This is a genomic window from Streptomyces sp. B6B3, assembly GCF_039871525.1.
GTDB lineage: Bacteria > Actinomycetota > Actinomycetes > Streptomycetales > Streptomycetaceae > Streptomyces.
The window spans coordinates 96,990-108,387 of the sequence record NZ_JBDPLU010000026.1 but is presented as its reverse complement, the minus strand read 5'-3'; the positions used below and the strand labels follow the sequence as shown (position 1 = coordinate 108,387).

Genomic DNA, 11,398 nt, shown 5'->3' with positions numbered 1-11,398 from the left:
CGGCCGGGGGGGGGGGGGGGCGGGGCGGGGGGGGCGGGCGCGGCCGGGGCGGGGGCGGGGGTGTGGGGAGTCATCCGCGGCTGCCTTCGGCGGGGGTGGTGGGGCGGAGCACGGGTCGGGGGGTGAGCGGCGGGGCCTGGAGGGCGGCGAGGAACGCGTCGACGGCGGCGCTCCAGGGAAAGCGTTCGGCGCGCGCCCGGGCCGTCGCGCGGCGCTGCCCCGCGGGGCGGACCAGCAGGCGTTGGACGCCGTCGGCGAAGGAGTCGCCGTCGCCGTGCGCCACCGCTCCGGCCGGGCCGAGCAGGGCGGGCACCGCCGAGCGGCCGTTCGCCACCACGGGTGTGCCGCAGGCCAGCGCCTCCATGGCGGCCAGCCCGAAGGTCTCCGCCGGGCCTGGCGCCAGCACCACGTCGGCCGTGGCCTGGAGCACGGCGAGGTCGGCGGGGTCCCCGACGTGGCCGAGGAAGGTCACCGGGAGGCGCCGGGACAGCGCCCGTTCGCGCAGCCGGGCGGCGAGCGGTCCGTCCCCGGCGACCACCAGCCTGGCGTCGACGCCGCGGTCCCGCAGCGCGGCGAGCGCGTCCAGGGCCAGTCCCGGGCGCTTCTCGGGGGAGAGCCGGGAGCACAGGGCCAGCAGCACCGGGACGCCGCCGGTCAGTTCGTGGTGCAGCGCCGGGTCCCGCAGGTCAGGTCGGCAGCGGCGCAGGTCGACGCCGAGCGGGGCGCGCAGGATGTTGCGGGCGCCGACGCGGTGGAACTCCCTGGCAGCCCACTCGGTGGTGCACACCACGGAGGTGTAGGCGTGCGCGGTGCGGCGGTTGAGCCAGTCGGCGCTTCGCCGGCAGACGGCCGGCGGCAGGCCCCAGGTGCCGAGCACGCCGTCGACGCTCTCGTGCGAGACCATCACGGCGGGCACCCGGTGGCGTCTGGCCCACTCCCCCGTCCAGCGCAACGTGGTGCGGTCGGACACCTCGAGCCGGTCCGGGGCCAGCGTGGCGAGGAGCCGCTGCAGGCGCCGCCGGTCGGTCAGCATCCGATAGCCGCCGGTGCCGGGGACGAGGCGGCCGGGCAGGGTGATGACCCGGCCCTGCCGGGTCCACGCGTCGTTCTCGGCGGGTCCCGGGATGATCAGCACCGACTCGTGGCCCGCGGCCAGGTAGCCCGCGCCGAGCTCGCGCAGCGCGGTGCGCAGGCCGCCGGAGGCGGGGGCGACGAAGTTGGCCAACCGCACGATGCGGAGCGGCTTGCCGCCGCCCTGGAGGGTCGGCGTGGGGAGGGCGGGCGTGGTGCGGGCGGCGGGCCGCGCCGCGCCGCCGGCGGCCACCCCGCCCGGGGCGGTCGGCGGGCCGGCGGTGGGAGTAGTCGTCGTGAGGACCGGGGCGCCGTTCGTGGGCGGGGCGGCGGAGCCGCGACCCGCCGTGGGGTTCGCTGGCGCCTCGTCCCGGGTCGGCGGGGGCCCGGGGGTGGAGTGGGCGGGTACGCGGCCGTCGGAGGTGGTCACGCGACCGCCACCGATCGGGCGCCGAGCACCTCGGCGTAGTGGTCCAGGAGCTGGTCACCCACCGCCTCCCAGGTGCGGGTGGCCACGGCGGCCCGGCCCGCGGCGCCGAGGCGGACGCGCCGCTCGGGGTCGTCCCGGAGGGCGCGCACGGTCTCGGCGATCGCGCCGGGGTCGCGCGGCGGCACGAGGAGTCCGGTGCGGTCGTGCGCGACCAGGTCGAGCGGCCCGCCGACCGCGGGCGCGACCACCGCGACACCGCTGGCCTGCGCCTCCTGGACCGTCTGGCAGAAGGTCTCGAAGGGCCCGGTGTGCGCGAAGACGTCGAGCGAGGCGTAGACGCGGGCCAGGTCGGCGCCGGTGCGCCGGCCCAGGAAACGGGCGCGGGGCAGCGCCTCGGACAGCCGCGGCCGGCTCGGCCCGTCGCCGACGACCACCAGTCGGACCCCGGGCAGGGCGTCGGCCTCGGCGAGCAGTTCCACGTGCTTCTCCGGGGCGAGCCGGCCGACGTAGCCGACCAGCAGTTCACCGTCGGGGGCGAGCTCGCGGCGCAGGTCCGCGTCCCGCAGCTGGGGGCGGAAGCGTTCGGTGTCGACCCCGCGGGGCCAGAGCCGGACCCGGGGGACGCCCCGGGACTCGAGTTCGTCGGCGGAGGCGGTGGAGGGGGCGAGGGTGAGGTCGGCGGCGCCGTGGATGGCGCGGATCCGGCGCCAGGCGGCGACCTCGCCGGCGCCGAGGTAGGTGCGGGCGTATCCGGCGAGGTCGGTCTGGTAGACGGCGACGGCGGGCACGCCGGCCCGCACGGCGAGCGCGACGCCGCGGGCGCCGAGCACGAACGGGCTGGCCAGGTGGATCAGGTCGGGTCGGTGTCCGGTGAGCGCGGTGGCCAGCCGGCGGCTGGGCAGCGCGACGCGCACCTGCGGGTAGCCGGGGAGCGGGAGGGAGGGGACGTGCACGACGGGGGCGGGGCCGTCGTGCGGGGCGCGGACGCCCGGTGGGGGCGCCGGGGCGATCACCAGGGGGTGGTGGCCGCGCCGCGCCAGGTGCTGAGCGGTCTGCACGGCGCAGTGCGCCACCCCGTTGATGTCGGGGGGGTACGACTCGGTGACGATGACAACGCGCATACGGACGTTGTCGCCCGCCCCGGCGTGCCCCCGTCCACATCCGCATGTCCGTTCGGAAAACGTCCCATGAGCGGTGGGCGCGAACGGGGCACGCGCCGGGGTGCGCCGGTTTTCAGCCGATGGTGCGGGCGGCCAGCCGCCCCCGTACCGCCGTCTGCACACCGGCGCGCTCGGCGGGGTCGGTGGCCAGCCGGCGGAGCCGCTCGACCACCCGGACGTCCGCGGTGGCGGCGGAACGGGCGGCGAGCTCGCGGGTGTCCTCCTCGCAGTCCCAGAGGCATTCGACGGCGAAGCCGGTCGGGAAGGACGTGTCGGTGGCCGCGAGCGCGCGGACGGTGTGGCCGCGCAGCTGCGAGGAGGACGTCTCCCGGTAGATGTGGCGCAGCACCGGCACCGCGGCGGTCACGCCGAGCCGCCCGGCGCCCTCCACCAGGGGTCGCAGCTCCCGGGCGTCGGTGCCGTGGCCGCGCACCGCGCGGCGGAGCGCGGCGAGCACCCGGGGGGCGTCGCCGGCCTCGCCGCGCCGGGCGAGCATGGCGGCGGCGCAGGAGCCGAGGTCGTCGGGGCGGGCGGCCCAGCGCCTGGCCCAGGCCAGGGCGCCGCGGTCGCTCATCCGGGAGAACGCCGTCACCGCGGCGCGGGAGACGTCCTCGTCGACGGAGGCTGCGGCCGCCTCTACGAGTGCGAAGACCCGGGAGTCGCCGCGTTCGGCGAGGTGCCGCAGCGCGGCGGCGCGGGCCGCGGGCGGGCCCCCGGCGGCGGCCGCGAGCAGCGTGGGCCGGTCGGCGGGCCCGGCGACGGCCCCCAGGCAGCGCGCGGCGGACGCCTCGCGCCACTGCCGCGGGGTCTGCTCGTAGCCTTCCTGGGCCCAGGCCAGCACGGCGGCCACGCTCCAGCCGGGCTGCGGGCCCGGGGGGCGCATCTGGCGCTGCCAGCGGTCGAAGTCGCCGTCGGTCAGCGCCCGGCTCAGCCGGTCGCGCTGGTTCGGGCGGCCCGGATCCTCGGCCCACACCCGCCACGGGCGGGGCTCGAAGGAGTCGCGCACGGCGGCGGTCAGCGCCCGCTCGCCCGCCTCGGTCCGCGGGAAGCGGTCCAGGATGCTCGGGCCGAGGGCGCGCAGTCCCGCGTCGTCGTCGCGCACCGCCAGCTCGTCGAGCGCCCACCGCCAGTTCGCGCCGCTGACCGCGTACCGGCGCAGGAGGTCGAGTGCCCGCTCGTCGCCGTAGGAGGTGAGGTGGCCGAGGACCGACAGGGCGAGGCCGGTGCGCTCCTCGGGATGGTTGTCGGGGTGGTCGGCGGGATGGAACAGGTGCGCCGCGACGGCGTCGAGCCCGGCGTCGAGCTCGCGGTACAGGCGGGCGTAGTAGAGCGAGCGATGTTCCAGTCGCCAGTCCCTGCGGGGATCGTGCAGGACGCAGTGTTCCAGCGCGGCGACGGCCGTCGCCCGCGGGGCGGCCAGCGCGTGCAGCCAGCCGTCGCCGCGGCCCCGCTGGAGCAGCCCGAGGAGGGTGCCGCTGGGCGCTATGCCTGTTTCGAGAGGACTGGCGAACATATGAGTCAGCATCCGTTGGTGGGGACCCGCTGGCAACGGGATTTCCTTGCGCCGCTCCTTGCCGGTGCGAGTCGTTTCTACACCTCCACGGCACCCGCGTGTGGCGCGAAGGGGGTGCCGGGCACCGGACGGAGGGGCCCGGAGCGGCCGAAACTCTTACGGAGCGGCGTGGGCTGTGCGACAGTCTGAAGTCAACCGCCGCCAGCCCTCGCGGCGGACAGCAACGCCAGCGGGTCGCGGCCCGACCTCGCCATTCCGGGGACCAGTCATGCTCTCCTCCCAGCACCCTGACCACCCTGTCCCTCACCCGGCGGACCCATCGACCGGCGCCGAGAGCGCCGACGACGCGTTGGCCGAGCTCGTCGCGCAGACCCGCCGCCTGCGGGACGGCGTGGAGGCGGCGCGCCGGGCCGAGCCCGTCCACGGGCCGCGGCAGCGGGTGCGGCGTGCGGTGTGGGATCTCGCGACGCACCAGCTCGACGACTTCCGGGACCGGCTCGACCAGCTCCGGCTGGCGGCGGCGCCGGACGGCCGGGCCCGGCTCGGCGCGCATATCGGCAGCGCCGAGTGGAACCTGCTGACCGACGGGGTGGTCTGGTCGGACGAGGTGTACGCGATCTTCGGCCGTCCGGTCGAGGACGGCCCGCTCACCCTGGACCAGCTGCCCTCCTGCCTGCCGCCACAGGACCAGCCGGCGTTGACCGCGGCCGTGACCGGCTGCCTCGTGGACGGGCGCGGCATGGACTGCGAGTTCCGGGTGCTGCGGCCCGACGGCGGGACGCGCACCGTGCAGTTGTCCGGCGAACCGGTGCTGGACGAGCAGGGCGGCACGGTCGCGATGTGGGCCATGATCCGGGACGTCAGCGAGCTCCGCCGGAGCCAGGTGCGGGCGCTGGCGGCGGTCCCCGAGGAGAACGAGGAGCTGCGGCGGCAGCACCGCATCGCGCGGGCGGAGCGGGGGCTGGCCATCGAGCTCGCGGACACCGCGCTCGCGCCGTGGCTCCGCGCCCCGGAGCCGCGGGACGCCAGCGGGCCGCCCGGCTCGCTGGAGCTGGCCGCCCGGTATCTGCCGGCGCGCGCCGGGACGCCGATGAGCGGTAAGTGGTACGACGCGCTGCGGCTGCCGGACGGGGCCCGGTTGCTGAGCGTGGGCGACCTGTCCGGGCAGGGGTCGAGCGCGGCGGCGAGCACGGCGACGGCGCTGGGCGCGATCCGGGGGATGGCGCTGACCGGCACCCAGCCGGGGCCGCTGCTCGGGCATCTGAACCAGTTGCTGGACCGTGGGGTGCATCCGGTGCTGGCCAGCACCGTCTGCTGTCGGTACCAGCCGGCGGGCGGCTCCGGGGCCGGCGCCTCGGGCGGCGTGCTGACGTGGGCCCAGGCCGGGCATCCGGCGCCGGTGCTGTGCCGCGCGGGCACCGGCCGATCGCTGCCCCGGCCCGTCGGGCCGCTGCTGGGCGCGGTCACGGACGCCCGGTACCCGCAGCGCGCCGACCGGTTGGAGCCGGGCGACGTGCTGGTGTTGACGACGGACGGTCTGTTTTCGGACATCCCCCCGGACCGCCCGGCCGACCGCTCGGGAGACCCGCGGCTGCTCGCCCTGGGGCCCCGACTGGCGGCCGCGGGCAGCGCGGAGGAGTGCCTCGCGCTGATCGTGGAGGCGTGCGGCGAGACGGGCCGAGACGACGACGCCTGCGTGCTGGTGGCGCGGGTCAGACCCTGACGCCACCGGACGCGGGCGCGCCGTCCGCGGACCCGTCCGTTCTCAGACCAGCTGGCCGCCGCTCCGCACGCCGCGCGGCGGTCGGGGCGCCCGTGGCAGTGCCTGTTCGATCTCCTCACGCAGCCCCGCGGTGTCCTGATGGTCCGCGTACCGGTCGGTCAGCCGGTACATGCCGCGCAGCCGGTCCCACGTCCGGTGCGAGGAGTTGGTGCCGATGCTGCCCAGCACCCTCCTGGCGTGCACGCCCGCCTGCTCCGGATCGTCCGCGAGCAGGCAGGACGAGGCGAACGTGAGGTGGTCGAAGATCTGCGACCGGTCCCGGCCCTGCTGGCGCAGCGCCAGGGCCTGTCCGGCGTGCTGCTCGGCCGGCCGCGCCGCCGACGGGTCGTGCTCCGCCAGCGTCCGGTAGGCGAGCGCCTCCATGCCGTGCAGGTCCGCCTCGTCGAACATCTGCATCCAGCTGGGCTGGGGCTCGTCGTTCCGGTCGGACACGAACAGGTCCTCGGCCTCGCCCAGGGCCCGCCGCATGGCCTGGCCGCTGCCGGCGGTGGCGTGCGCCCAGGCCTCGATGGTGCAGAGCATGGCCCGGGTGCGGGGCAGCGCCTCGGGCCCGGCGCCGGACCGGGCCAGGCGCATGAGGTCGAGCGCGTCGGCCGGGCGGCCGAGGTGCACCATCTGGCGCGCCGCCCGGGACAGTGCCTCGGCCGCCCTCGGCCGGTCGCCGCCCTCCCTGGCCGCGTGCGCCGCGATCAGGAAGTACTGCTGGGCGGTGGGCTCCATGCCCACGTCGTGGGACATCCAGCCGGCCAGCGCGGCGAGGTTGGCCGCCACGCCCCACAGGCGTCGTTGCAGGTGGGCGACGTGCTGGTAGGCGAGCATGCCGCCCACCTCGTTCAACTGGCCCACCACGGCCTTGCGTTGTAGACCGCCACCGCGGGTGGCGTCCCAGGCGCGGAAGATCTCCACGGAGTGCTCCAGCGCCTCGATCTCCTCGGCCCCGACCGGGGCCGCCTCGTAACGGTCCGCTCCCGCGGCGTCCTGGGTGAGCGATGGGTCGTCGGGGGTCACGGCGTCCGATGCCGGGGTGGCACGGAGCCAGTCATGCATGGCGTCGCTGAGCGCGGAACCCGCCGCAAGAGCAGCTCCCGCACCCACCATGCCGCGTCGGTTGAGCATGAGATCCATTCCCGTGAATTCGGTGAGGACCTCGGCCGTCCGGTGGGGAGCCCACGGCAGCCCGTGCAGGGACCGCCGTGTCCCCGCTTCCCCTGGCCGGCGCAACCCCAGGTCCTCGGTGGTCACGACACGGCCGAGCCGCTCGGTGAACAGCGACACCAGCACCTCGGGAACGGGATCGCGCGGCGTCTCTCCGCCGTCGATCCAGCGCCGCACCCGCGAGGTGTCCGTGGCCAGCTGGGAATGGCCCAGGGCCGCCGCCTGGCGGTTCACCAGCCTGGCGAGTTCGCCCTTGGACCACCCGGCGAGCCGGAACATGTCCGCGAGACGGGTGTTGGGTCGTCCGGTCACGTCAAGCCCCCAGGATCTCGGCTGAGTTGACAGTAGCCGCCGCGCAACGGCGTCACGCCCATTCGCCACGGTTCGCCAGGGCACGCCAGATGGTGTGCCACCCGCGCGAGGGAGTGATGTAGACCCGCGCCACCCCGGTCCGGGATGGGCCCGAGGACATTTCCCCAGGGTGTCCGAGCGGTCCACTCCGGCCTGGGGGCGCCTCGATCCTTCCGGCACACGAAGGGACCAAGCCCGCTTATGTACCCAGCACCCACCCCCGTGGCCACCCGGGCGCGTCCGCGGCTGGGCGGCCAGCTCGGCGGCGCGGCCGGCACCGTCGCGGACCAGTTCCCGGCCCGGGCGCGCCGCCCGGGGCCGTTGCCGCCCGCCGGCGGGCGGCTGGACTTCTCCGGAGCGCGGGGGGCCAGGCTGCGCACGGCGCTGGCCGCGGTCCACGAGATCTGCCCGGAGTTCAGCCCGGTGCAGGTGCTGCGGGAGACCCGGGACTCGCTGTCGTTGGTCGGCATGACCGGGCGGCGGGTGGCCGTCGCCAAGTGTCTGCTCGAACCCGAGGGTCCCGGCGCGGACCGGCTGCGCCAGGAGATAGCCGCCTACCGGAGCTTCGTCCGCCACCGCCCCGGCGTGCGGGTGCCCGGGCTGATCGCCGCGGACACCCACAGCTGCACCCTCGTCGTCGACTTCGTGCCGGGCCGGACCGCCGCCGCCCGCCGGCATCCGGCCGCCCCGCCGTCCGCCGGCGACCTGCGGGCCACGCTGGGCGCGCTGCGGCGGCTCAACGCCTGGCGGCCGCCGCCCGGGATGTTTCCCGAGGCCGTCAACTATCCGGCGCAGCTGTCGCGATACCACGCGCGAGGGCTGCTGACCGACCGGGACGTGCACGACCTGCGGACGCTGCTGCGCGGGCTGCGCGCGCCCGGCCGGCAGGGCCCGCCCCGCCAGTTCTGCCACGGCGGCTCGCCGCTCACCAGCGTGGTGCTCTCCCCCGCCGGTCCGGTGCTGGTGGGCTGGGGCGCGGCCGGCTGGTACCTGCCGGGCCACGACCTCGCCACGCTGTGGGCGGTGGTGGGCGACGCGCCGCTGAGCCGGCGGCAGATCAGCCAGCTCGCGCAGGCCGAGGGGCCACAGGGGCGGGACGCGTTCCTGGTGAACCTGATGCTCGTGCTGACGCGGGAGATCCGGGTCTGCGAGGCGGCGGTGCAACGCGCCATGCAGTCCCCCGCGGCGCTGCCGCCGAGCACCGACGCGCCGAGCGGGGCGTTGGCCTTCGGCGAGGAGCAACGGCTGCTGCTGCGCCGGCTGCACGACGACTGCGGGCTGGCCAGGCGGGCGGTGCGGGCGGCCGTGGGCACCCGGTGAGGGCACGGGTGCCGGGGGCGCGGATCAGCGCTGGAACATCTCCGCCGGCAGCGGCTTCAGCAGCTGGTACAGCTCCTCGCTGATCGGGCGGTCCCAGCTGGCGATGGTGACCAGCACGCCGTCGCTGCGGTCGAACTGGACGCAGGAGATCCGGCCCTCGGTACACGAGATCCGGCGCACGATCAGCAGGTTGCCGTCGTGCATCACCGGGATTTCCTCGGTGCCGGTGGCCCGGATCTCCTCGTCGTTGCCCAGCGCGGCGAGCAGCTGGTGCACCTCGAAGGGCACCTCGCCCTCGGCGACGTCGCGGGCCGGCGAGCCCTCCGGCAGGTTCCCGATCACCATCGCCGGGCCGCGCCCGCCGAACAGGTCGTAGCGCAGCACGACGCCCTGGCAGCTGCCGTCGGCGGCGGGCAGCAGCCCGGCGCCGAGCACGCCGGGCCAGTCACCGGGGTCCATGGCGAGGACGTCGAAGTCCGGACCGGCGGGCGAGGCGGCGCTGCGGCGGCGGAGAAAGGACATGCCGCCATGGTACGTGGGGTGTCGGGGCCGCACCCGCCGGTTCCGCGCCCCCGACGGCCGTCCCCGCGGGCGGCCCCGGGGCGGCTCAACCGGCCCCGTCGCCGCCCGGCGGGGTGGCCACCTGCCGGTAGAGGGCCACGGCCTCGCCGGCCCGGCCGAGCCGCTCCAGGCAGTGCGCCTCGTCGTTGCGACTGGCCAGCGATTCGGGGTGGCTGGCGCCCAGCACCCGCTCCCGCGCCTGGCGCACCTGCCGGTACTCGGCGAGCGCCTCGTCCCAGCGACCGAGCCAGCCGAGCGCGACGGCGATCTCGCGGCGGCTGACCAGCGTGTCCTGGTGGTCCGGGCCGAGTATCCGGGCCCGGGTGGCCCACACCTGGCGGGCCTCGCCCAGCGCCTCGTCCCAGCGGCCCAGGCGCCCCAGGCTGATGCCGAAACCGTGCCGCGCGCGCAGCGTCTCGGGGTGGGTGCGGCCCTGGCTGCGGATCCGCGCGGCCACCAGCTCCTGGTACAGCTCCAGCGCCTCGGCCCGGCGGCCGAGGCGGCTGAGGCTGATGCCGATCTCGTACCGGGCGTCGAGGGTTCCCGCGTGCTCGGGGCCGAACACCGCGGCCCGCGCCTCGGCCACCCGCTGGTACGCCGCGAGGGCCTGGTCCCAGCGACCGAGGCGACCCAGCGCATAGCCGGTCTCGTAGTGACTGTCCAGGGTGTCTGGGTGGTTCGCGCCGAGCGCGCGCTCCCGCTCCGCGGCGACCGCCCGGTGCACCTCGTGCGCCTCGGCCCAGCGGCCCAGACGCCCCAGGCTGAGCCCGGCGCTGTGCCGGCTGGACAGCACCGCCAGGTACTCGGGCGACGGCCCGTGCGGGCGCTCCGCCGGGCGTTGGGCGACGGCGGTGGCGACCAGCCCGGTCCACTGACCGGTCAGGCCGGCCGAGCGGTCGGGCGGCGGCAGCCGCAGCGACCAGGAGCCGCTGGCCCGGGATCCGGCGCGCATGCCCTGGGTCCATTCGGGGAGCCGCTCCGACGGACGCGCGGGCCCGATCCCCCAGCCCCCGGCCGGGTCTGCCCCCGTCCCGCCTCGCTCGCCGGCCCGCCGGCCGGGCCCCGGACCGGTGACCAGCCGCCGGGCGAGCGCCGCGGCGTCCTCCGGCCGGTCGTCCGGGTCCTTGGCCAGCAGCGCGAGGATGAAGCCCTCCAGGTCCTCGGGCAGTTCCGGGCGGCGGAGCCGGGGCGGCTCGGGCGGCGTGTCCCGGTGGCCGACCAGGATGGCGTACGGGTCGCCGAGGTCGAACGGCGGGGCGCCGGTGGCGATCTCGTAGAGCACGCAGCCGAACGAGTACAGGTCGCTGCGGTGGTCGACGGAGGTGCCGGCGATCTGCTCGGGCGACATGTAGTGCGGTGTGCCCATCGCCATCCCGACGCTCGTCAGCTTCGCCGTCAGCCCGATGTCGTGGGCCAGCCGGGCGATGCCGAAGTCGCAGATCTTGACGGTCCCGTCGGTGAGCCGCATGACGTTCGCCGGCTTCAGGTCCCGGTGCACGATGCCGCGCTCGTGGGTGTAGGCGAGGGCGCTGGCGACCTGGTCGGCGATGTCGGCGACCTCGTCCGCCGGCAGCGGGGCGGACCGCCGGTCACTGAGCAGTTCGCTGAGGTTACGGCCCTCCAGCAGCTCCATCACCAGATACAGCACGCCCTCGAACTCGCCGAAGTCGTGCACCACCGTGACGCCGCGGTGCTGCAGCCCGGCGGCCACCCGCGCCTCGCGGCGGAACCGCTCGCGCAGCACCTTCAGGAACGCCTCCTCGTGCCGGGAGCCCAGCGGCTTCAGACACTTGACGGCCACCCACCGGTCGAGCGCCTCGTCCCTGGCACGCCAGACCTCGCCCATGCCCCCGCGCCCGATCGGCTCGAGCAACTGGTAGCGGTCGTGAATCAGCGTGCCCTGCGCCATCGCCGTCTCTCGCCCCCCGTCATCGGCCCGGTACCTGCACCACGCCTACCCAGTATGGCTTCCAGGTGGGGAGGTACTTATGCCCGTGACCGGATTCCGTCCGCGTCCGCCACGCTTCGCCAGCCCCGGGATCGCCCGAACGGGG

General features: G+C 76.5%; 8 protein-coding genes. 2 read left to right on the top strand and 6 right to left on the bottom strand.

Annotated features, from left to right (window positions below; all coding sequences use genetic code 11):
- Nucleotides 1-70: 70 nt before the first annotated feature.
- The 3 genes from ABGB06_RS34640 to ABGB06_RS34630 all read right to left on the bottom strand — a co-directional run bounded on the left by ABGB06_RS34640 (nucleotide 71) and on the right by ABGB06_RS34630 (nucleotide 4,174).
- Nucleotides 71-1,234 carry a glycosyltransferase gene (locus tag ABGB06_RS34640; protein WP_347597879.1) on the bottom strand — a complete coding sequence of 388 codons (1,164 nt, stop codon included), beginning with the start codon at nucleotides 1,232-1,234 and terminating at the stop codon, nucleotides 71-73.
- Between the two features lie 263 nt (nucleotides 1,235-1,497).
- The gene (locus ABGB06_RS34635) at nucleotides 1,498-2,622 is read right to left on the bottom strand and encodes a glycosyltransferase family 1 protein (protein WP_347597861.1); all 1,125 of its coding nucleotides are present in this window, start codon (nucleotides 2,620-2,622) and stop codon (nucleotides 1,498-1,500) included.
- Nucleotides 2,623-2,734: 112 nt separating this feature from the next.
- Nucleotides 2,735-4,174: a HEAT repeat domain-containing protein gene (locus ABGB06_RS34630; protein ID WP_347597858.1), complete on the bottom strand. Its 1,440-nt coding sequence runs from the start codon at nucleotides 4,172-4,174 to the stop codon at nucleotides 2,735-2,737.
- Between the two features lie 268 nt (nucleotides 4,175-4,442).
- On the opposite strand from ABGB06_RS34630, the gene ABGB06_RS34625 reads away from it, so the two are divergent.
- Nucleotides 4,443-5,897 (top strand): SpoIIE family protein phosphatase, encoded by a 1,455-nt coding sequence (locus ABGB06_RS34625; RefSeq protein ID WP_347597855.1) that lies wholly within the window; start codon nucleotides 4,443-4,445, stop codon nucleotides 5,895-5,897.
- Between the two features lie 42 nt (nucleotides 5,898-5,939).
- On the opposite strand, the gene ABGB06_RS34620 is transcribed toward ABGB06_RS34625, so the two are convergent.
- Entirely contained in the window at nucleotides 5,940-7,424 is a 1,485-nt protein-coding gene (locus tag ABGB06_RS34620) for a hypothetical protein (protein WP_347597852.1), read from the bottom strand.
- Between the two features lie 240 nt (nucleotides 7,425-7,664).
- Between ABGB06_RS34620 and ABGB06_RS34615 the strand changes: the two genes are divergently transcribed.
- A complete protein-coding gene (locus tag ABGB06_RS34615) occupies nucleotides 7,665-8,783 on the top strand; it encodes a phosphotransferase (protein ID WP_347597849.1) in 1,119 nt (372 codons plus the stop codon).
- Between the two features lie 24 nt (nucleotides 8,784-8,807).
- Here the strand turns inward: ABGB06_RS34615 and ABGB06_RS34610 are convergent, their stop codons facing one another.
- Both ABGB06_RS34610 and ABGB06_RS34605 read right to left on the bottom strand, forming a co-directional pair.
- Nucleotides 8,808-9,305 carry a hypothetical protein gene (locus ABGB06_RS34610; protein WP_347597846.1) on the bottom strand — a complete coding sequence of 166 codons (498 nt, stop codon included), beginning with the start codon at nucleotides 9,303-9,305 and terminating at the stop codon, nucleotides 8,808-8,810.
- A gap of 85 nt (nucleotides 9,306-9,390) precedes the next feature.
- Complete coding sequence (locus ABGB06_RS34605; RefSeq protein WP_347597843.1) at nucleotides 9,391-11,253, bottom strand: serine/threonine-protein kinase; 1,863 nt, start codon at nucleotides 11,251-11,253, stop codon at nucleotides 9,391-9,393.
- Nucleotides 11,254-11,398: the final 145 nt, after the last annotated feature.